The organism is Streptomyces sp. NPDC021225, assembly GCF_044332865.1.
Taxonomy (GTDB): Bacteria; Actinomycetota; Actinomycetes; order Streptomycetales; family Streptomycetaceae; genus Streptomyces.
In genome coordinates this window covers 1,124,747-1,145,678 of record NZ_JBIRPV010000001.1, presented here as the reverse complement: position 1 = coordinate 1,145,678, position 20,932 = coordinate 1,124,747, and the positions used below count along the sequence as shown (strand labels likewise).

The 20,932-nt window shown below is 71.6% G+C and carries 18 protein-coding genes; 5 read left to right on the top strand and 13 right to left on the bottom strand.

The annotated features are described in order from the left end of the window. Positions 1 to 11: 11 nt before the first annotated feature. On the top strand, positions 12 to 704 hold the full coding sequence (locus ACH4S9_RS05290) for a hypothetical protein (RefSeq protein WP_398369944.1): 693 nt from the start codon (positions 12 to 14) through the stop codon (positions 702 to 704). Between the two features lie 175 nt (positions 705 to 879). Next, complete coding sequence (locus ACH4S9_RS05285; RefSeq protein ID WP_398369942.1) at positions 880 to 1,584, top strand: LuxR C-terminal-related transcriptional regulator; 705 nt, start codon at positions 880 to 882, stop codon at positions 1,582 to 1,584. Between the two features lie 157 nt (positions 1,585 to 1,741). Here ACH4S9_RS05285 and ACH4S9_RS05280 read toward each other — a convergent pair whose 3' ends face one another. Genes ACH4S9_RS05280 through ACH4S9_RS05230 form a run of 11 tightly spaced genes read right to left on the bottom strand, consistent with a single transcriptional unit; the run spans position 1,742 to position 14,114 of the window. Beyond that, positions 1,742 to 2,191 (bottom strand): SRPBCC family protein, encoded by a 450-nt coding sequence (locus ACH4S9_RS05280; protein ID WP_398369940.1) that lies wholly within the window; start codon positions 2,189 to 2,191, stop codon positions 1,742 to 1,744. 15 nt (positions 2,192 to 2,206) lie between these two features. Next, entirely contained in the window at positions 2,207 to 3,553 is a 1,347-nt protein-coding gene (locus tag ACH4S9_RS05275; protein WP_311722905.1) for a hypothetical protein, read from the bottom strand. Next, positions 3,486 to 5,846, bottom strand: coding sequence for an MMPL family transporter (locus tag ACH4S9_RS05270; protein ID WP_398369937.1), 2,361 nt, complete (start codon positions 5,844 to 5,846; stop codon positions 3,486 to 3,488). Before ACH4S9_RS05270 ends, ACH4S9_RS05275 begins: the two co-directional genes overlap by 68 nt. A 41-nt stretch (positions 5,847 to 5,887) precedes the next feature. Further along, on the bottom strand, positions 5,888 to 7,066 hold the full coding sequence (locus ACH4S9_RS05265; RefSeq protein WP_358843934.1) for an acyl-CoA dehydrogenase family protein: 1,179 nt from the start codon (positions 7,064 to 7,066) through the stop codon (positions 5,888 to 5,890). Between the two features lie 4 nt (positions 7,067 to 7,070). Next, positions 7,071 to 8,138 (bottom strand): methyltransferase, encoded by a 1,068-nt coding sequence (locus ACH4S9_RS05260; protein ID WP_398369935.1) that lies wholly within the window; start codon positions 8,136 to 8,138, stop codon positions 7,071 to 7,073. After that, positions 8,135 to 9,865 carry an AMP-binding protein gene (locus ACH4S9_RS05255; RefSeq protein ID WP_385341608.1) on the bottom strand — a complete coding sequence of 577 codons (1,731 nt, stop codon included), beginning with the start codon at positions 9,863 to 9,865 and terminating at the stop codon, positions 8,135 to 8,137. The genes ACH4S9_RS05260 and ACH4S9_RS05255 overlap by 4 nt, the downstream gene beginning before the upstream one ends. Next, on the bottom strand, positions 9,862 to 11,106 hold the full coding sequence (locus ACH4S9_RS05250; RefSeq protein ID WP_311722900.1) for an aminotransferase class I/II-fold pyridoxal phosphate-dependent enzyme: 1,245 nt from the start codon (positions 11,104 to 11,106) through the stop codon (positions 9,862 to 9,864). The genes ACH4S9_RS05255 and ACH4S9_RS05250 overlap by 4 nt, the downstream gene beginning before the upstream one ends. Continuing rightward, a complete protein-coding gene (locus ACH4S9_RS05245; protein WP_311722899.1) occupies positions 11,099 to 11,389 on the bottom strand; it encodes an acyl carrier protein in 291 nt (96 codons plus the stop codon). Before ACH4S9_RS05245 ends, ACH4S9_RS05250 begins: the two co-directional genes overlap by 8 nt. Beyond that, a complete protein-coding gene (locus tag ACH4S9_RS05240; protein WP_398369932.1) occupies positions 11,389 to 12,222 on the bottom strand; it encodes an acyl-ACP desaturase in 834 nt (277 codons plus the stop codon). The genes ACH4S9_RS05245 and ACH4S9_RS05240 overlap by 1 nt, the downstream gene beginning before the upstream one ends. A gap of 3 nt (positions 12,223 to 12,225) precedes the next feature. Next, positions 12,226 to 12,498 carry an acyl carrier protein gene (locus ACH4S9_RS05235; protein ID WP_352131227.1) on the bottom strand — a complete coding sequence of 91 codons (273 nt, stop codon included), beginning with the start codon at positions 12,496 to 12,498 and terminating at the stop codon, positions 12,226 to 12,228. Beyond that, on the bottom strand, positions 12,495 to 14,114 hold the full coding sequence (locus ACH4S9_RS05230; protein ID WP_398369929.1) for a fatty acyl-AMP ligase: 1,620 nt from the start codon (positions 14,112 to 14,114) through the stop codon (positions 12,495 to 12,497). Before ACH4S9_RS05230 ends, ACH4S9_RS05235 begins: the two co-directional genes overlap by 4 nt. A 431-nt stretch (positions 14,115 to 14,545) precedes the next feature. Between ACH4S9_RS05230 and ACH4S9_RS05225 the strand changes: the two genes are divergently transcribed. Further along, the gene (locus ACH4S9_RS05225) at positions 14,546 to 16,213 is read left to right on the top strand and encodes an FAD-binding oxidoreductase (RefSeq protein WP_398369927.1); all 1,668 of its coding nucleotides are present in this window, start codon (positions 14,546 to 14,548) and stop codon (positions 16,211 to 16,213) included. Here the strand turns inward: ACH4S9_RS05225 and ACH4S9_RS05220 are convergent. Both ACH4S9_RS05220 and ACH4S9_RS05215 read right to left on the bottom strand, forming a co-directional pair. Next, entirely contained in the window at positions 16,182 to 16,877 is a 696-nt protein-coding gene (locus ACH4S9_RS05220) for a response regulator (protein WP_398369925.1), read from the bottom strand. The genes ACH4S9_RS05225 and ACH4S9_RS05220 overlap by 32 nt on opposite strands. Then, the gene (locus ACH4S9_RS05215) at positions 16,874 to 17,752 is read right to left on the bottom strand and encodes a sensor histidine kinase (RefSeq protein ID WP_398369923.1); all 879 of its coding nucleotides are present in this window, start codon (positions 17,750 to 17,752) and stop codon (positions 16,874 to 16,876) included. The genes ACH4S9_RS05220 and ACH4S9_RS05215 overlap by 4 nt, the downstream gene beginning before the upstream one ends. A 138-nt stretch (positions 17,753 to 17,890) precedes the next feature. Between ACH4S9_RS05215 and ACH4S9_RS05210 the strand changes: the two genes are divergently transcribed. Both ACH4S9_RS05210 and ACH4S9_RS05205 read left to right on the top strand, forming a co-directional pair. Continuing rightward, the gene (locus ACH4S9_RS05210) at positions 17,891 to 18,598 is read left to right on the top strand and encodes an ABC transporter ATP-binding protein (protein WP_385341625.1); all 708 of its coding nucleotides are present in this window, start codon (positions 17,891 to 17,893) and stop codon (positions 18,596 to 18,598) included. Continuing rightward, positions 18,595 to 20,907 carry an ABC transporter permease gene (locus ACH4S9_RS05205; protein WP_398369921.1) on the top strand — a complete coding sequence of 771 codons (2,313 nt, stop codon included), beginning with the start codon at positions 18,595 to 18,597 and terminating at the stop codon, positions 20,905 to 20,907. The genes ACH4S9_RS05210 and ACH4S9_RS05205 overlap by 4 nt, the downstream gene beginning before the upstream one ends. Positions 20,908 to 20,932 lie beyond the last annotated feature (25 nt).

Genomic DNA, 20,932 nt, shown 5'->3' with positions numbered 1-20,932 from the left:
GAGAGACCGCCGTGCGTTCTCTGCCGCTCACGCTGGGCGCCCGCCTGCTGCCGGTCGCCGCACTCGCCGCCGCGGGCGTGGCCATGACGACCACCCCCGACTCCGAGGCGCGCCCCAAGCCCTCCGCCCACTCGCCGCGCCCGTCCACGAGCGCGCCCTCGGCCCCCTCCTCCGGCGCCCCGGTGGACGGGTCCTCCGGCGCGCCGGTGGACGGGCAGGGTGACGACACCGCCGCGGCGCGCTACCCCAAGCCCCCGGCCAAGCCCTGCGCCACCCTCCCGGCCGGCACGGTCAAGGACCTGGTGCCGGGCGCCCCGGCGGCCGGCACCGTGCTCACGACGAGCGATGCCACGCGCCGCTCGGGCTGCTCCTGGCACGCGCTGAGCGGCTTCGACTACCGCTGGCTGGACATCACCTACGACGTGTCGGCCGCCGCGGCCACGCGCGCCCGCTCCGAGCAGGGCGACGGCCCCAGCACCGCCGTGCCCGGCCTCGGCGACCAGGGGTCGGTCAGCCTGAACGTCACCACCGACGACAAGCAGCGGATACGCGAGGCGGTCGTGGTCGCGCGCCGGGCCAACGCGGTGGTCACCGTCACCTACAACGGGGGCGACTTCGAGACACAGGAGGCCGCGGGCACCGACGAGATACGCCAGGGCGCGCTCACCGCGGCGAAGAAGGCCCTCTCCGCGCTGGACGGCTGAACCCCGGCGCGCACCGTGAGCGACGATCCCCTACCAGGGGTAACCACCCGCCCCCTCGGTATTGTTCGAACAGGCAGGAAGCTGCAACTACCCCCACCCCAGGGCCCTCAGGAGTGCCAGTCTCTGCACAGCGAGACACCCTTGCCGGTGTCGTTGTGGACGAGAGGAGCTCAAGGTGATCAAAACGGGGGAGGCCGCGGCGGCGACCAGTGTCCTGGTCGCCGATGGACACGCCCTGGCCAGACTGGGGCTGTTAACGCTGCTGAGCTCGGCACCCGGGCTGCGCGCCGTCGGCGAGGCCGCCGACAGCGACGGTGCCAGCGCCCTGGCCGCCCTGCACAGCCCCGACGTGATTCTCATGGACATCGCCCTGCCGCACCTGGGCGGCATCGCCACCACCCAGCGCATCCTGGAGGCCGCGCCCGCCCGACCGCCCCGCGTCATCATCACCGCCTCGGAGGTCAACGACGAGGAAATCCAGTCCGCGCTCCGCGTGGGCGCCGCCGGAATCCTGCTCAAGGACACCTCGCCGCAGAAGATGACCGCCTCGATCAGCGCCGTCGCCACCGGGGACATGGCCTTCTCCCCCAGCGTGATGGAGCGGCTGATCGACGCCTACACCTACCGGGCGACGGCCACCGACACCGCGGGGTCCAGCCTGGCCATGCTCACCTCCCGGGAGACCGAGGTGCTGCGGCATGTGGCCAAGGGCCGCAGCAACTCCGCCATCGCGCGGGAGCTCAAGATCAGTGAGGCGACCGTGAAGACCCATCTGAACCGGGCGATGACCAAGCTGGGCATCACCAGCCGGGCCGAGGCCGTAGCGCTCGGCTATGAGTGCGGCCTGGTCGTCCCCTCTCAGCCCCAGCGGGTCGCCTGAGCACCGAGGGCACCGGCCTTCCCCACCCCCTCCGACCCCACTCAGCCCTGTAGACGAGCCGCCCCGGCGGACCGGCCGGCGGCCGGTGCGCATGACGGCACCTCCGGCCGCCGGGCCGGCTCGACGTCCCCCGGAGAAAGCGCCGGAGAAAGAGAGGTCACCCCCGCTCCGCCACCTCCTTGATCCTGGCCAGGGTCTCCCGCATCCCCTCCACCATCAGCCGCTCCCGGCGGAACCCCACCAGGCCGCTGGCGTCGACCGCCCGGATCAGCAGATTGGCGCGCCCGACGTGCTCCCGCCACTCGGTCAGCACCACACCCGCGCCGTCCGGCTCGATCCGATAGCCCCACCGCACCTTCGACTGGGCGACGTCGAAGGCGAAGACCTTCTCCTCCTCGCAGCGCACCACCGTGCAGTCGGTGGTCCAGAAGATGAGCCCGCGCCGGTTGGAGCCGCGGAACCGGGCGCCGACGGCCGGACCCGACGCCGGGGCCACCCAGCGCCCGCCGGTGCACTCGGGGCTGAACCGGCCCATGCCGGTGACATCGGTGATCAGCCGCCACACCCCGCCGGGCCCGGCGGCGATGGGGATCGAGACCTCGTCCACCGCTTCCCCTCCCGGTCAGCGCCCGTGCCAGTCCCGCATATGGGACCGGTGCACCTCGGGCACCACGGACGGGTCGTAGAACTCGTCGTAGAAGTCGACGTCCAGGTGGACGGACTGGAACCCCATCTGCGTGTGGTACGCGGGCAGATACGAGGGGAACCGGCCGGACTTCTTGTAGACGTACTCGCAGAAGGCCACCGTGGCGTCGACCGCCTTCTGGCTGATCCCGCTGATCCCCGACGCCACCTTCTCCGGCTCCCGCCAGCCGCCCCGGCCGATGCCGCCGCGGTAGATGCCGTTGTCGCCGAACTTGCGCTCGACGACCGCGTGCACCGCCGCCTCCATCGACTCGTAGTACGGCGGGCAGTACGGCTTGAGCAGCACCTCGCCGTCCCGCTCCAGGCCCAGCGGATAGGCGAAGCCCGCGTCCTGCCCGCGGAGCTTGAGGACCATCTTGGCCAGTGTGGGCACCCGGAAGTACTGGCTGATCGGCATCTCGGCCATCCGGAAGTCGAGCGCCTCGAACCATCCGCCGTCGTGCCCGGTGTAGTGCGGGAAGCCGCCCAGGCCCAGTGCCTGGCTGACCAGGCCCAGGTTCTGGAGCATCATGCCCATCTCGATGGCCGCGGTCTCCACCAGCAGGCGCTCGGCGAACTCCATCGGGAGCGCCTTCAGCTTCCGCGGGTCGTCGTCGAGGTGGCCGCCCTTGGACTTGCCGAACTTCCCAAGACCGGCGGGCAGATAGAACCGCCGCTCGTCCAGGCAGAAGGCCGCCATCTCCTCGTTGAAGAACTCCAGCAGGATGTTGATGTAGAGGTAGGAGAGGTCCTCGATCGGCAGGAAGTAGGTGGACCCGGCGGTGTGCAGCGACCACTCGTTGCCGGTCAGGTTGTACGGGGACTCGACCGGGGGATGGCGGCGCTCGGTCCCGATCTTGATCCGGGTGGCGCGGTACGCCCCGACGAAGTCGTTCTTCGCGACCAGTTCCTTGACGTCGTTCAGCTCCGCCGTGGACAGATCGGCGGGCCGGCGGATCAGATAGGTGGCCTCGTCGTCCATCACCACCATCGCCCCGCTCTGGAGCGCGTCGGAGCTGGAGACGGTGCGGCCGACCACGCCGGCCATCACATTGCCGCCCTTGCCCTTCTCCCAGTTCCAGTCGTTCAGCGCGGGGCCGGTGATGCCGCAGGCGGCGAACGTGAGGATCGCCTGCTCCTCCTCCGTCAGCGGCACCGGCTCGTGCTTGCTGCGGTACTCCAGCGGCCCGCCGGGGACGTTCATCCCCATGCCGAATCTACGGGCGCGGCGGGACTTCAGGCCCTCGATCAGCGGAAAGCTCTGCCATGTGTCGCTCGCTGACATGCTGTTGCTTGCTCCTAATCCTTGAGGAAGCGGCTGTGGACGATGCCCGGCCCCGGCCGGGGAACCACCAGTTGGCGGAGCCCATGAGCTTCATGGCGGCCGGGACGACGAACATCCGCACCAGCGTCGCGTCCACCGCGATCGCCACCGCCATGCCGAAGCCCAGCTCGCCGATGGGCTGGATCCCGGAGAGGGTGAAGCCGCCGAACACGGCCACCATCAGCACCGCCGCTCCGGTGATCAGCGGGCCCGTGGCGGAGATGCCGAGCGCCACGCTCTCGGTGTTGCCGACGCCCGCCTTGTAGTACTCGCGCACCCGGCCCAGCACGAACACCTCGTAGTCGGTGCTCAGGCTGAACAGCAGGGCCAGCAGCAGCACGGGGACGAAGTTGGTGACCCGGCCGGACGCGTCGAAGCCGAGCGCCTCCGCCACCGGGCTGCCCTCCTGGAAGGCGAGGGTCAGCATGCCGAACGCCACGGACACCGACAGCACGTTCACCGCGATCGCCTTCAGCGGCAGCAGCACCGAGCGGAACGACAGCATCAGGATCACGAAGATCGCCAGCAGCATCACCCCGACCACCGTGGGCAGCCCGTCGGCGATCACCTTGTTGGCGTCCACGCCCTCGGCGGTCTGGCCGCCGACCTCGATGCGCAGCCCGTTCCCGTCGGCCCGCGCCACCGTCCGGCGGACCTCCGCGAGCAGTTCGCGGGTCTTCGGCGCGGAGGCGTGCTCCTCGGGGATCACCTGGGCGATGAACTCGGTGCGGTCCTTGGAGACGAAGTACCCCACCGAGGCGCGGGCGGGTGCCGGCAGCCGGTCGCGTACGCCGGGTTCGAGCGCGTCGAACGGGCGCCCCGGGGCGGCCTGTTCGAGGACGTTCAGCGCGGAGTCCACCCGCCGGACGTGCGGCAGGGCCTCCAGCCGGTCATGGAGCTCGGTGATCCGCTCGCCCGCGCCGCGCAGCGGGGTGTCGGAGCGGATCAGCACCACCATCGGGGAGGCGTCGCCCTGTCCGAACTGCTCCTCCACCCGGTCGTAGGACTGGCGCACGGTGGAGGAGGTGGGGGTGATCCGGGCGTCCGGGGTGAAGGTGTCCAGGGCCAGCGCCGGGACCGCGCCCACCGCCAGCAGCGCGCTGCCGCCCACCAGGGACAGCACCGGGCGGCGCAGCACCGCGTGGGCGAAGCGGTACCAGCCGCGCTCGCGCGGGTCGGCCGACGCGCTCGCCGGGCGCAGCCTGGCGAACAGGTCCCAGCGCCCGATCCGGTCGCCGACCACGTACAGCAGCACCGGCAGCAGCAGCACGCTGGTGAGCACCGACACCGCGACCACCAGCGCGGCGCCGAGCGCGATCGACTGGATCACCGGCAGATCGACGAAGGCGAGGGTGGCCATGGACACGATGACGGTCACGCCGGAGGCGACCACGGTCTCCCCGGAGGTGGCGAGCGCGGTCCGCAGGGCCCGCGGCACCGGCTCGCCGCCTTCGAGCTCGTCCCGGAAGCGGCGGATCATGAACATCGAGTAGTCGATGCCGACGCCGAGCCCCAGCATGGTCGCGGTGTTCTGGACGAACACCGACAGGTCGTAGGAGTCGGCGAGCACGGAGAGGATCGCGAAGGTGCCCACCGCCGCCGTGCCCGCGGTGATCATGGCGACCACCGCGGAGACCACGCTGCGGAACAGCAGCAGCAGAATCAGGGTGATCAGCGGCAGCACGATGATCTCCGCCTTGACCAGGCCCTCTTCGCTCAGCACATTGATCTCGCCGAAGAACGGGGCGGTGCCCACCATGCCGACGGTCAGGCCCCGCTCCTCGTACCGGGCGTCGAACTCCCGCTGGATGTCGGGCAGGATCCGCCGGGCGGTGCCGTCGTCCACGTCGAGGCCGAACATCTCGATCGCGGTGTGCCCGTCCCGGCCGACGAAGCTGTTCTCCGGCGCGCCCCTGAGGTCCGACCAGCCGTAGTGCGAGGCGACCCCCAGCCGTTTGTCGGCCGCGATGTCCGCCATCACCCGGTCGACCCGGCTCTCGAACCGGTCCGTTCCGGCGGCGAAGCGCTCGTCGTGGACGACCACGGTCACGCTCGTCTGCCCGCGGCCGCTGAACCCCTCCTTCTGCTGCTCCGCCACCCAGGTGGACTGCGAGCCGGGGACGTACCAGCCGCCGCCGCTCAGCTTGTCCGGCAGCGACATCGCGAGCAGCCCGCTGATCACCAGCAGTACGCCCCACACCGCCAGCAACGGCCATCGCACCCGGCCGATGAACTGTACGAACCGCTCCGTCACGTGGTCTCTCCCCCGGCTCTTCCCAGTACCGCTGTCGGCGATCAGTAGACCGTGGTGTCCAGGTCCTCGCCCAGGAAGTAACCGGCCAGAGCGGGCAGGGCCTTGGCCCGGGCCGGCGGGTGGAAGGCCAGGGCGCGGGTGGCCTGGAGGAGATAGCCGACCTCGGTGTCGCGGATGAAGGAGATGCCGCCCGCCAGCTCGCTCGCGGCCGTGGACACCTCCATCACCGACTCCTGGACCTGGAAGCGGGCCAGCAGCGAGCGGGCCAGCTGGTCGGCCGGGTCGTCGAGGGACTCGGCCATGTCCCGGGCCACGTTCTCCACGGCCCCCATGGCGCTCTCCAGCTTCACCAGCAGGGCGCCCAGCTCGGCGCGCGAGACCCGCGGGGAGGCCATCGCCTTCGTCACGAGGGTGCTCGCCACCCCCACGTACGAGGCCGCGGCCAGCAGCTCGAACCAGGTCCAGCCGCGGATCTGGAGGGTGTCCATCCGGGTGCCGGGCCGCTGGTCGGTGAAGATCATCAGCGACTCGTCCAGGACCAGGTCCTCCAGCACCACCTCGTCGCTCTCGGCGCCCGCGAGCACCTCGCTCTCCCAGAACGGGCGGCGCACCAGGCCCTCGGTGGCGGCGGGGATCAGGGCCATGGCCACATGGCCGTCGTACTTCTCGTCGCCCTCCACCAGCACGCTGGCGGTGAACCAGTCCATCGACGCCGAGAGGCTGCACGGCTTCTTGCTGCCGCTGACGATGAAGTTCGTGCCGTCCCGGCGGGCGCGCATGGTCGGCTCGAGCATGCTGCCGCCGCGCTTGGCCTCGGCGGAGGCCGAGGCGACCAGCTGCTTCTCCCCCGCGATCGACTTGAGCAGGATCCACTCGAAGGCGTCGGGGGCGCAGTGCGCGGTCAGATACTCGGTGAAGGTGGCCAGCGAGAGCTGGTGCATCATCGCGGCGACCGCCAGCGACGGCGAGCGCATGGCCAGGGCGCGCTGGACGCGCACCGCGTCCAGCGGGGCGGCGCCCAGGCCGTCGTGCTCGGTGGGCACCAGCAGCCCGGCCCCGCCTGCCTCGCGGAACGCCGGGATGGCCGGGCCGCCCCGCTTCTCGAGCTCCGCCAGCGGATGGGCCGCCAGCTTCTCGTCCAGCCCGGGGAGCAGTCGCTCCATCGCCGCGCGCTCCCGCGCCCCGAGGCGGCCGGCTGCGGTTGTGGTGGTGTCGGTCATGGTGCTACTCCGGCTTCGCTACGACGGCACAGACGGGGGAGAAGCCGCGGTGGACGGCCTCGAGACGGAATCCGGCGGACCCGAGCAGGGTCCTGAGCTCGGGCTCGGTGCGCAGCTCACCGCCGCTGACGACCAGGCACTCGATGTCGCCGAGGGTGGCGAAGGAGGGGTTGCCGTTGGCCGGGATCACCATGTCGAACAGGACCAGGGTGGCGTCGTCGTCCATGGCGGCCCGGCAGTTCTCCAGCAGCTTGCGGGCCTTGTCGTCGTTGTAGTCGTTGACGACCATCGACAGCAGATAGCAGTCGCCGCCCTCGGGCACCGAGTCGAACATGTCCCCGGGCACGAAGTCGACGCGCTCGGCGTACCCGGACTCGGTCAGCAGCCGCTTGGCGTTGCCCACCACGCGCTCGCGGTCGAACAGCACCCCGCGCAGCTCGGCGTGGGTCTCCAGCAGGTTGGACAGCACCACGCCCTCGCCCCCGCCGACGTCCACGACCGCCTTGTGCTTGCCGAACTCGTAGAGCGAGACGGCCAGCAGCTGGGCCTGGGCTGCCATGGCGGTCATGGCGCTGTCGAACAGGTCACCCGCCTCGGGGTGCTTGTCGATGTACGCGTAGTAGGGCAGGCCGTGGTGGTCGGAGAAGGCCTCGCCGCCCTTGCGCACCGCCTCGGGCGTCAGCGACCACGGGTCCCAGTGCCAGCGCGAGCCGTGCAGCATGGCGTTGTAGCGCATGGAGAACGGGTAGTCGGTGCGCAGGAAGTGCCCGGCCTCGGTCAGCGAGAAGGTCTCGTCCTCGGCGTGGTCCAGCACCCGCAGCGTGGCCGCCGCCCGCAGCACCCGGTACAGCGCCCGCGGGTCCACCTCGTGCTGCTTGGCGAGGTCCTCGGCGCCGCGCGAGCCGTCCGCGAGCGAGTCGGGGATGCCCAGGGTGGCGAGGGTGGAGATCACCTGGGTGCCCCAGTGGCCCAGGATCAGCTGCATCAGACCGGCGACCGGGAGCGCGGAGTGCGCTATGACGTCGACCGGTTTGAGCTGCTGGTCGTCGGAGGATTCGGCGTGCTCGGTCATACTCGTCCTTCCTCGGGGCGCTGCGGGCGGTGGGCGACCACTTCGCCGGGCAGTTTCCGGTCCAGGTACTGGGACAACATCAGGCGGCGCCGGGGCTTGCCGCTGGAGGTGCGCTGGATGGTGCCGCGCCGGCAGCTGAAGACGGTGACGTCGACGACGCCGCCGATGTAGAGGGACAGCGCCTCGGCCAGCCGCTCGGCCCACTCCCCCGGCTCCAGCTCGGCGAGCACCACGATCCGGCGGGCGTCGACCAGGGTGGCGCAGCGGTACCGGTCCACGCCGGGGGTGTCCCCGAGCCGGGCGTCCAGGTCCTCGGCGTAGATGTTGCGGCCCCGGACGCTCAGCGCGTCGCCCAGCCGCCCCAGCACATACGTCTGGCCGTCCAGCAGGAACCCGGCGTCCCCGGAGTGCACCGCGCCGTCGATGAACCGGGACGAGCTCTCGGCGTCCGGCGGCTCGTATCCGGCGGCCGTGCTGCTGCCGGAGAGGATCAGCTCGCCGAGGTAGCCGTCGGGGAGCGGCCGGCCGTCGGCGTCCACCACGGTCACCGAGACGCCCTCGATCGGGAGCCCCGAGCTGACCAGCCACTGGGCCGGGCTCTCGGCGGGGCCCGCGTCGCGCAGGGTGCCGCGCGCGAGGACCTTGACCGGCTGCTCCGGGGTGAGGGACTCCCAGTCGAGATGGACGGCCTGCGGCACGGTGCCCGGGGCGTGCCCGGTGATGCCGAGCGTCATCTCGGCCATGCCGTAGCAGGGCGTGAACACCGCCGGGTCGAAGCCGTACGGCTCGCACAGCTCGGTGAACTCCCACAGCCCGCGCGGGTCGTGGCGCTCCGCGCCCAGGGTGGCCGAGCGCAGGGCGGAGAAGTCGGCGCCCTTCAGGTCCTCCGGCCCCAGGCGGCGGGCCGCGTACGCGAAGCCGAACGACGGCGCCGCGGTGTACGCCATCCCCTCGCGGGCGAGGCAGTCGACCCAGCGCCGGGGGTCGTAGATGAACTGCTCCGGGCGCATCAGGGTGAGGTCGCCCTGCTGGGACACAATGGTCATCAGACAGCCCACGAGCCCCAGGTCGTGGTACATCGGCACCCAGCTCACGGTGGACAGCGAGCCGTCGTAGTCGATCAGCCGGCCGTTGCCGTGGGCGTTGGCCTCCATGTTCGCCCAGGTGATGCGCACCCCGCGGGGGCTGCTGGTGGAGCCGGAGGTGAACTGGAGGGTGGCCAGCTCGGTGGCGGGGACCGCGCTGAGCGGGTCGGTGCCGGTGCCGGTGGAGAAGTCGCTGGAGAGGACGGCGACGGGGCCGCCGCCGTCCTCGCCCGCCGCCTCGGCGGCGTCGGTCAGTATCGACAGGTGCACCGGGTCGCCGACCACCGCCGAGGCCCGGGTCAGCCGCAGCACCCGGGCGACATGGCGTACGTAGTCCTCGCGGCTGCCGAAGCGGGCGGGCGGCGCGATGGCGGTGGGGACCAGGCCCGCGTTCACGGCGCCGAAGTAACCGGCCACGAAGCCGACGCTGTTGGGCGTGGCCAGCACCACCCCCGGGCGGTCCGGCAGCGCCCGCTCCCGGAACGCCGCGCTGGCCAGGGAGACCAGCCGCGCCAGGTCGGCGTAGCTGTAGCGGTCCCAGCCGCCCGAGCCCCGGGCGAAGCGCATACCGCGGTCGGTGCGCGGCTCGACCAGCCAGGACAGCAGGGGTGAGGGGGCGGCGCCGGGCGCAGCACCGGTCACGGGGTACCCGCCTTCCGCTTCATCACCTTCTGCACCTCGGCGAACACCTCGAGGGCGTGTTCCAGCTGGGCGGTGGTGTGGGTGGCCATCGGGCAGATCCGCAGCATGGCGCCGGTCGGCGGGACGCCGGGGTACAGCGCCACACCGGTGAACACCCCGCGGTCGTACAGCTGCCGCCACCACTCCATGGCCAGGTCGTCGTCGCCGAGGATGACCGGGATGATGGGGGTGGTCCGCTCCGGGAGGTCCGAGTCGGGGCCCATCGGCAGGCCCAGGCCCTTGAGTTCGGTGCGCAGATAGCGGGAGTTGCGGCGCAGCTGCTCGGCGAGCTCGGCGCCTTCGGGCGAGCGGCGGATGCGTATCGCCTCCAGCGAGCCGCCCAGGGCCGCCGGGACGCCGACCGTGGTGAACACGAAGGAGCGCGCGGTGACCTGGAGATAGTCGATCAGCTCGCGGCTGCCGGCGATGAACCCGCCGACGCCCGCCAGCGCCTTGGACAGGGCGCCCATGCGGATGTCGATCTGATCCTGGACGCCGAAGACCTCGGCCGCGCCGGTGCCGTGCTCGCCGAGGACGCCGAGGGAGTGCGCCTCGTCCAGCATCACGGCCGCGTCGTTCTCCCGGCAGATGTCCAGCATCTCGTCCAGCGGCGGCAGGTCCCCCTCCATCGAGTAGAGCCCGTCGAGGATGACCAGGATCCGGCCGCCGTCGCCCTTGGCCCGGCGGACGCTGTCGGCGAACAGGTCCATCCGGTTGTGCCGGAAGCCGCGCAGCTTGGCCCGGGAGAGCCCGACCCCGTCGAGCATCGAGGCGTGTGCGAAGGAGTCGGAGACCACGGTGTCGCCCACGCCCACCAGGGCGCTGATGGTGCCGATGTTGGTCTGGAAGCCGGTGGTGAACAACAGGGTGGACTCGACGCCCAGCCAGTCCGCCAGCTCCTCCTCCAGCTCCCGGTGCAGGGCCGTGGTGCCGTTGAGGATCCGCGAGCCGGTGAGCGAGGTGCCGTAGCGGTCCACCGCGGCCTTGGCGCCGGCCAGCACCCGGGGATGGCTCGCCAGGCCCAGGTAGTTGGGCGAGCCCAGCATCAGCCGCGGCTCGCCCTCCATGGTGACGACCGGGTCGAGCAGGGACTCCGCGTTCCGGAAGAACGGCAGGTTCCCGTTGGAGACGCCGCGGTGGTACGCCGTGACGAACTCCGACGACCGCAGGTCCTTGAGCCAACTCGCCGTGTACTCAGACACCGTGGGCCTCGCTTTCGGTCCGGGCGCCGGACACGCGCACGATGTAGTCGACGGCGTCCCCCACGGTGCGGATGTCGATCGCGTCCTCTTCGCCGATCTTCACGTGGAAGGTGTCCTCGAGCTCCTGGGTGAGGGTGAGGATGTCGAGCGAGTCGATGCCGAGGTCGGCCTTCCAGGTCGCGCCGCGCACGATGCGCTCGGCGGACACCCCCCGGACCACCAGGTGGTCCTCGATCACCTTCAGGACCTCGTCATCCGTCACCCGGGTCGACTGCTCTGCCATCACGCGTCCTCTCCATGTGCCTGACGTTCCGGGTGTTCCTGGCCTTCCCGGCGCAGTTGTCCCCGGGCCCTGACCAGATCGCGGCGGCTGACCCCGACCTTCTTGAGCGTCGGCATCAGGACGTCGCGGAAGAACACCTCGCGGTCGATCCCGATGACCTGCATGACGGCCAGCCGCTTGTCGTAGTCGGGCAGCAGGTCATAGGCCGGCATCTTGAATTCCTTGACCACATGCGCGATGTCCTTGAGCGTGCCCTCGTAGTCCTCCTGAAGGCAGGCCTGGAGCGTGCGCCGGTAGAAATCCGCGTGCGCGGCCTCGTCACGCGCGATGTAGCGGCAGATCTCGGCCATCACGGGGTCGCCGAGGTCACGGGCCCGGTTCAGCTGCTGCCGATAGCTCATCCAGGTCGTCTTCTCCTGGATGGCGCCGTACACGAACATTCTGCGCGGCGTGGAGAACGGCATCGTCCAGCGCCGGCTCAGCACCTTGCTCTCGAATTCCCGGATCTGCTCCTCGGTGCGCTGTCCGCTGCGCAGCAGGAATTCCTTCAGGGCGAGCGCGTGCTTGGATTCCTCATATCCCCAGTTGACCTGGAACCAGGCCTGCCCGAAGGACTCCCGTACGAGGTTGAGCCCTTCGGACACATAGTCGGGGAGATACATCTCCACGCCGAGGAACGTCTCCGCGCACTGGGCCAGGCTCTCGTCCTGGTTCTGCTCGTGCCATTTGTCCCACGGGATGTCGTCGAAGACGCTCCAGCGGCGGCGGCGCTCGGCGAGCTCGAAGAACTCCATGTACTGGCGGTACAGGGTCTCCTCGGAAAGGAGGTCCACGGCTCAGCCCTCCCGGACCGCGGGCGTGCCGGACCGGATCAGCTCGACGACGTCGCCGACGGTGTTGACCCCGAACAGCACGTCGTCGTCGAAGCTGAGCCCGGTCTGGTCCTCGATGGAGACGATCAGTTCGAGGGTGGCCACCGAGTCGAGGCCGATCTCCCCGATGTCGTCCGCCGTCGTGAACGTCCGCTCGGCCAGCCGGGCATCCACCTCGGCCGCGGCCTTGGCGACGATGCGCAGTGCTTCTTCTTCCGTCAGATCGGCGATCGTCACTTCGCTCCTCCATGGCCCGCGAGGGCGTTGTGGGAATACGCGTTGTGGGAGTAGGCGTCGCGGCAGGCGGCGCGGCGCAGCTTGCCGCTGCTGGTCTTGGGCAGCGTGCCGGGGCGCACCAGCACCACGTCGTCGGGCGTCACCCCGACCGAGCCGCGGACCCGGGTGGCGATCTGCCGCGCCAGGTCAGGGGGCGAGGCCGCCGGCTTGTGCTCGGCCACCACCACCAGCTTCTCGTCCGGGGTGGAGAAGGCGATCACATGGTCGGGGCGGATCCCCTCGAGCCCCAGACAGGCCCATTCGATGTCGGTCGGGTGGTACTTGCGGCCGTGGTGGATGACCATGTCCTTGGTCCGGCCGGTGACATACACCTCGTTCTCGTACACGAAGCCGAGGTCTCCGGTGCGCAGCCAGCCGTCCCCGAAGGTCTCCTCGGTCAGCTCCGGCGCCCCCCAGTAGCCGCGCGCGACGCTGCCGCCGTGGATCTCGATCCGCCCCTCGACGGCTTCCGCGGCCAGCTCGCCCGAGGCGGCGCGGATGCGGATGTCCCAGCCGCTCAGCAGCCGTCCGCACGAGACGAGTTCACGGGTCCCGGACCCGGCCTCCACCGGGTGGACCACGCCGTCCTCGCCGAAGTCCGCGCCGGCCACCGACAGCGTGCGCAGCCCCTCGCCGATCCGGGTGAAGGCGACCCCCAGGGTGCCTTCCGCCAGTCCGTAGGACGGGGTGAGCGCGGCCGCGTCGAAGCCCGCGGGGGCCAGCCGCTCGGCGAACTCCCGGATGGTCCGGGGCCGGATCGGCTCCGCGCCGATCCCCGCCACCCGCCACGCGGACAGGTCCCAGCCGGCCAGCTGCTCGTCGGTCGCCCGGCGGGTGATCAGCTCATACGCGAAGTTGGGGGCGTAGCTGAAGGTGCCCGAGACCCGGGACATCCAGTCCAGCCAGCTGGTGGGGCGCCGCGCGAAGTCGTACGGCGGGATGAACCAGGCGGGGATCTCGTACACCAGCGGCCCGAGCATGCAGCCGATGAGGCCCATGTCGTGGTAAAGCGGCAGCCAGCTGACGAACCGGTCGCGCTCGGAGGTCCCCAGCGCCTCGTTCATGGCCCGCAGGTTCTCCAAGAGGTTGTCGTGCGTGACGACCACGCCCTTGGGGCTGGCGGTGGAGCCGGAGGTGTACTGGAGAAAGAGCGGTTCCCCGCCCTCGGGCTCCACCAGCTCCCCGGTCGCCTCCCCGTCGGCGATCTCCGCGTAGCCGATGGGCTTCGCCCCCACCGCCTCGACACAGATGTCGAAGAGCGCCTCGTCGGCGACGATGTGCCGCGGCCCGCAGGACGAATGGATCGAGCGCAGACGCTCCCGGTAGGCCTCGATCCGGGTCAGCATGGCCGGGGGGAAAACCGGCACCGGGATGACCCCGGCCCGCACCATGCCGATAAAGGCGACGATGAACTCACGCTGACCGGACAGCATCAGAATGCCGCGGTCACCTCGCTGAAAACCCGCGGAAGCGAGCCTTCTGCCGAAGTCCTCACCGGCGGCCTTCAGCTCCGCGAAGCTGAGGAAATCAGTGGAATCCCCGGAGACAAAGGTGAAACCCCGGGTGGTTGACGACAACCGAGCGATGACACGAGACAAGCTCACGTGCTGGAAACCTCCACGTGCACGTACACCCCATGACAGGGGGGCACCGTTTTGCCGGACCGGATTTCCGGCCCCGGCGCCGCGCGACACGGCAAGAAAATACCGAGCGGCGCACTTCACGGAATCCGGCGCCCGGTGTAGTCATGCTGCAACCGGAGCGGAAGTCCGGCCTCAACCTTCCGCGGCACCCCGGATCAACCTCAGGGGGTGCGCGGCGGCGCTCGTGCCGCGTGGGGACTGCGAGCCCCCGGCTCCCGGGTGGAAATCCCCCGGGGCGTGGTGGTGCCTGATGTACCCCGGATCCACCGTCCAGCCCACCTCTCAGGGCCGCCGTGTCTCCCTACCGTCGGACGTGTGCCGCCGCACGGCGCGCACCACGTCCACCGAACGGCGAGGAAACAACGATGAGTTCGAACGACAAGCACGCGCGGCGCACCGTCCTGCGGGCCGTGTCCGCGGCGGGCGCGGGGCTGGCGCTGACCCCACAGGCGGCGCGGGCGGCCTCCCCGGGAGCCGCCCCGGAGACCTCCCCGGCATGTGACTCGGGCTGGCTGCCCGACGGCCCGCTGCTGGTGTCCCCCGCCGACCCCCGCTACGCCCATCTGGTCGCGCGGGGCGCCAGCAACCGCTTCCGGGGCAGGCCCGAGGGCGTCTATCTGGTCGGCTCGACGGAGCACGTCGTACGGACCGTACGGGAGGCCGTGCGGTCCGGGGCCCGGCTGGCCGTCCGCAGCGGCGGGCACTGCTTCGAGGACTTCGTCGACAACCCCGACGTCATGGCGGTCATCGACATGTCGCCCATGCGGGAGGTCTCCTTCGACGAACGGCGCCGGGCGTTCGTCGTGGAGGCCGGGGCCACCCTCGGCGAGGTGTACCGGAAGCTGTACCTCGGCTGGGGCGTGACCTTACCGGCCGGATACCACGCCGAGGTGGGCGCGGGCGGGCATGTGCCCGGCGGCGGATACGGGCCGCTGTGCCGGCTGTTCGGGCTGGTCAGCGACTACCTCTACGCGGTGGAGGTCGTCGTCGTGGACCGCGGGGGCGAGGTGCGCGCCGTGGTGGCCACCCGGGAGGCGGACGACCCGCACCGCGAGCTGTGGTGGGCCCACACGGGCGGCGGGGGCGGCAACTTCGGTGTGGTGACCCGCTTCTGGTTCCGCTCCCCCGAGGCCACGGACGACACGGACCCGGCCCGGATGCTGCCCGCCCCCACCAGGACCGCGCTCACCTTCACCGCCGACTGGAGCTGGGAGGGGATGGACGAGCAGCGTTTCACGCGCATGGTGCGCAACCACGGGCAGTGGGCCGAGCGGCACGCCGCCGCCGACGACCCGAACGCCGCGCTCTACGCCGAGTTCGCCCTGACCCGCCGCGCGGCCGGGTCCCATCTGCTGCTCGGCCAGGTCGCCGCGGAGCCCGGCGCGGACCGGCGGCTCCTGGACGGCTTCCTCGGCGCGGTGAGCGCGGGCACCACCCGCCCCGGCAACCTCAAGGTCCGCCGGCTGCCCTGGCTCACGGCCGCGCTGAACGGCTCGGGAGAGGCGGTGGGCGACTGGCATATCAAGATCAAGTCGGCCTTTCTGCGCCGCCGTCTGACCGACCCCCAGATCGCCGCCGTCCACCGCCACCTCACCCGCGCGGACACCGAGGTCGTCGCCGGGAGCGTCGTCCTCAACACGTACGGGGGCGCCGTCAACACCCTGTCCTCCGCCGATACGGCCATGCCCCACCGCGACTCGGTGCTGAAGCTCTCCTGCCTCGCGTCCTGGGCCGAGCCCGCCCAGGCGCCCGAGTACCTGGCCTGGATCCGCGCCTGCTACCGAGACCTGTTCGCCGACACCGGCGGCGTCCCCGTACCCGGCGAGATCGCCGACGGCGCGTTCATCAACTACCCGGACACCGACCTCGCCGACCCGCGCTGGAACACCTCGGGCACGCCCTGGCAGACCCTCTACTACAAGGCCAACCACGCCCGGCTGCGCGCCGTCAAGGCGCACTGGGACCCGCGCGATGTCTTCCGCCACGCCCTCTCGATCCGCGTCACGAGTCCGTCCCGGGGTCCTGCGGCTTGACCAGCCCCGTCTCGTACGCGAGCACAACCGCCTGGGCGCGGTCGCGGAGGGCCAGCTTGGCGAAGATCCGGGCCACATGGGACTTCACCGTGGCCTCGCTCAGCGTCAGTTCGGCGGCCAGCTCCGTGTTGGACAGGCCGCGGCCCAGCAGGGTCAGGACCTCCAGTTCGCGGGGGGTCAGAGCCGCGAGGTCGGCGTGTACGGCGGGGGTGCGGGCGGGCTCCGAGGCGAAGCGCTCCACCAGCCGCCGGGTGATGGACGGGGCGAGCAGGGCGTCGCCCGTGTCCACCAGCCGGACGGCCGCCGCCAGGTGTTCCGGGGTGACGTCCTTCAGCAGGAAGCCGCTGGCCCCGATGGACAGCGCCGTGTACACGTAGTGGTCCAGGTCGAAGGTGGTCAGCATGAGCACCCGGCAGTCCGGGTCCCGGCGCAGGATGCGGCGCGTGGCTTCGAGGCCGTCCATGGTCGGCATGCGGATGTCCATCAGCACCACGTCCGGCCTCAGTTCGCGGGCAGCCGCCACCGCTTCCGCGCCGTCGGCCGCCTCGCCCACCACCTCGATGCCCCGGGCGGTGAGGATCAGCCGGAAGCCCGTCCTGATCAGTGTCTGGTCGTCGGCGATGAGCACGCGTGGAGCCCGTTCGCCCGCGGGCGCCGCCGTCATGGGCGGTCCAGGGGGATGCGCGCCCGGACCCGGTAGCCACCGCCGAGGCGGCGCCTGGCGTCCAGGTCTCCTCCGTACACCGCGACCCGTTCACGCAGACCCAGCAGCCCGCGGCCGGTGCCCTCCCGCCGCCGCGGGGCGGCCCGCCGCGGTGTCAGCTGTGCCGGTGCGTCGCCGGTCAGCACGCTGGGGCCGGTGTTGAGCACCTCCACGCGCAGCGCGCGGTCGGCGTAGCGCACGGTCACCTCGGCCTTGCCGGCGCCGTCGCCGTGCCTGAGCGCGTTCGTCAGCGCCTCCTGGATGATGCGGTAGGCGGTCACGTCGACCCCCTGGGGCAGCGGGCACGGCTCACCGGAGACGCGCACCTCGACGGGCAGCCCGGCGAAGGAGATCCGGTCCACGAGCGGGCCCAGCCGGTCGAGGCCCGGCTGCGGTGCCAGCTCCGCCGCGCCGCCGTCGTCGGCCGCGCCCGGCGCCTGCTCCGTGTCCTCACCGCTCGCCGACGGCGCCAACAGCCCCAGCAGATGCCGCAGATCGGTCATCGCGCCACGCCCCGCGTCCTCGACGGCCCGCAGGGCCGCCGTGGCCTCGTCCGGCATGGTGCCCAGCACCTCGCGGGCGGCCCCGGCCTGCACCACCATGACGCTCACATTGTGGCTGACGATGTCGTGCAACTCCCGGGCGATACGGTCGCGCTCGGCCGCGACCGCGGCGCGCGCGGCGCTCTCCCGCTCCCGCTCCAGCAGCCAGCCACGCTCTCCCACGGCCGCCTGCCACCGGCGCCGTGTGCGCACCAGCGCCACCGCCAGCCACAGCGTGGCGAGCGACACCACCCCCACGGCCACCACCAGCGCCTTTGTCTCCCACTCCGACACGGGGGCCACTGTGGCAGACCGCCCCGGGATCCGCATCAGCCTGGGGATGCAGACCCTGCATCCCGGGGATGAGGCGCGCGCGAAGGTGCCATCCGGGGAGGGATGTTCCGGCCCGGCGCCCCGTTTAGCGTCCTGTGCATGTTCACCGATCACAGCAACGCGGAGGCCGTCGTACGGCTCGACGGCGTACGCAAGGAATACGGGGAGACGACCGCGCTGGACGGCGTGTCGCTGGAGATCCGGGCCGGGGAGGCGGTCGCGGTGATGGGGCCCTCGGGGTGCGGCAAGTCCACCCTGCTCAACATGATCGCCGGTCTGGACCGTCCGACGGACGGCACGGTCACCGTGCACGGCGAGAGTGTGGGGGAGCTGAGCGAGAAGGGCCTCGCCCTCTACCGGCGCCGCCGCATCGGCATGGTCTTCCAGTTCTTCAACCTCGTCGACGACCTGTCGGCGCTCGACAACGTCGCCCTGGCCGCCCAGCTGACCGGCACCCCCGCCCGGCAGGCCCGCCGCCGGGCGCTGGAGCTCTTCGAGGAACTGGGCATCGAGGACCGCGCCCGGGCCTATCCGGCGGTGCTCAGCGGCGGCGAGCGGCAGCGGGTCGCGGTGGCCCGGGCGCTGATGAACCGCCCCGCCCTGCTGCTGGCCGACGAGCCCACGGGCGCGCTGGACAGCCGCGCCGGCGAGCAGGTGATGGACCTGCTGCTGGACCTCAACCAGATCGGCCAGACGCTGATCATGGTGACGCACGACGAGCACCTGGCGCGGCGCTGCGCCAGTCGGCTGGTCCTCCTCGCCGACGGCCGGGTGACCGGCGAACACACCCTGGAGGCGTCCGCATGAGGGCCGTGTGGCGGGCCGCGCGCGCGGCCGTACGGCGGCGCAGGCTCCAGACGATCGTCATCCTGCTGGTCACACTGGTCTCCACCGGAGCGATGGTGGTCGCGCTCGGCCTGGTCGACTCGGCCTCGGCACCGTTCGAGAAGACCCTCGCCAGGCAGCACGGCCCGCATATGGTCGCCGCGTTCGACCCCGCCAAGGTCTCGGACACGGAGCTGACCCGGGCGGCCCGGCAGCCCGGAGTCGAGGCCGCCGCCGGGCCGTTCGCCCAGGCGAAGATCGAGATGCCGACGGGACCGGGGAACCTTGGCCTCGGCGGCCAGGTGACGGTCGTGGGCCGCTCCGGCCCGGCGGGCCCGGTGGACCGGGTGGACCTCTGGGCGGGCCGCTGGGCCACCCGGCCGGGCGAGGTCGTCCTGAACCGGCAGACGGACTGGACCGCGCGCGACCTGGGCAAGCGGATCCAGGTGCCCTCCGGACCGACGCTCACCATCGTCGGGTTCGCCTTCGAACTCAGCCATACGGCGGACGCCTGGGTCGCGCCCGACCAGATCGCGGCCCTGCACCCGACCGCCACCCAGATGCTGTTCCGCTTCACGGACGCGTCGTCGGAGGCCCGGCTGCGCGACCAACTGGCCACGGTGACCCAAGGGCTGCCGAAGAACGCACTGACCGCTTCCGAGTCGTATCTCGCCCTCAAGCACCGGGCGGGCGGCACGGCCCGGCTCTACGCCAGCTATCTGCTGGCCTTCGGCGTCCTCGGTGTCCTGGTGGCGGTGCTGATCGTCGCCAACGTGGTGAGCGGAGCCGTGATCTCCGGGTTCCGGCACATCGGGATCCTCAAGTCCCTGGGCTTCACCCCAGGACAGGTCGTCGCCGTCTACCTCACCATGGTCTCCCTCCCCGCCGTCGTCGGCTGTGCGCTCGGCACCGCCCTCGGCAACCTGGTGTCGCGCCCGTTCTTCCGGTTCGTGTTCACCGGGCCCGACTCGGGGGTGTTCCACAACAACGTCGGCGTCCCGCGCTGGGTGAGCCTTCTCGCCCTGCTCGGCATGCCCCTCGTCTGCGCCCTCGCCGCGCTCGCCCCCGCGGTGCGCGCACACCGGCTCCCCGCGGCGCGGGCGATCAGCGCGGGCAGCGCCCCGCGCGCCGGACGGGCGCTCGGCGTCCAGCGCCGGCTGGCGGGCAGCGGGCTGCCCCGGTCGGTGAGCCTGGGGGTGGGCCTGCCCCTGGCCCGGCCGGGCCGCAGCGCCCTCACGCTCGCCGCCGTGGTCCTGGGAGTGACCACGGTGACGCTCGCGACCGGCCTGGCCACGACGATGACCCGGTTCGCGGCGGCGGGCCAGGACTCCTACCAGGTCACGGTGTACGCGAACAATTTCAGGCACGGCAAGGTCATCGAGCCCGAGCACGGCGACCGGGAACTCCAGTCCCTGCTGGGCTCGCTGCCCGGTGCCCGCGAAGTCACCGCGAGGGCGGACGTCGAAGCCAGCGTGGCCGGCTCGGCGAAGAGCGTCCTGCTCGAGGCCCGCCGGGGTGGTCTACCGCGGCTGGACAGTGTGCTCACCGACGGCCGGTGGACGCGCCGGACGGGTGAGATCGTGGCCGGCTCGGCCTTCCTGCGCCAGCACGGCCTGCGGATCGGCGACCACCTCACCCTGGAGAAGGGCGACCGCCGGGAGAGGGTGGTCGTCGTCGGTGAGTACATGGAGGACAACAGCCGGTTGGTCGTGGGCGAATGGTCGACGATGGCGGCCCTGTCACCCCAGGAGAAGCCCATCGCGTACCACGTGCAACTCCGCGACGGAGCGGACCCGGACACCTACGCGCGCGCGGCCAGGGACGCCGACTCCGGGATCACCACGACACCGACCGGACCGAACTCCGCCGCCCAGGCCATCATCGGCTCCGCGGTGGCCCTCACCCTGATGCTGGCCGTCGTCGCCGCCTTGGGTGTCTTCAACACGGTCGTCCTCAACACCCACGACCGCCGCCGCGACCTGGGCATGCTCAAGTCCATCGGCATGACACCACGTCAGGTCACGGCGATGATGGTGACGTCGATGGCCTTGCTCGGCGCACTCGGCTCCCTGCTCGGCATCCCGCTGGGCATCGCGGGCTACGACCTGGTGGTGCCGCGGATGGCGGACGCGGTGGACATCGCCCTGCCCCCGTACATGACGGACGTCTGGCGCCCCCCGACCCTGGCCGGCCTGGCCCTGGCGGGCCTGGTGATCGGCGTCCTGGGCGCCCTGATCCCGGCACGGCGCGCGGCGCGGCTGACGATCGCGGAGGTGCTGCACAACGAGTAGCGCCCGAGGCCGGGCGGATGCGGGT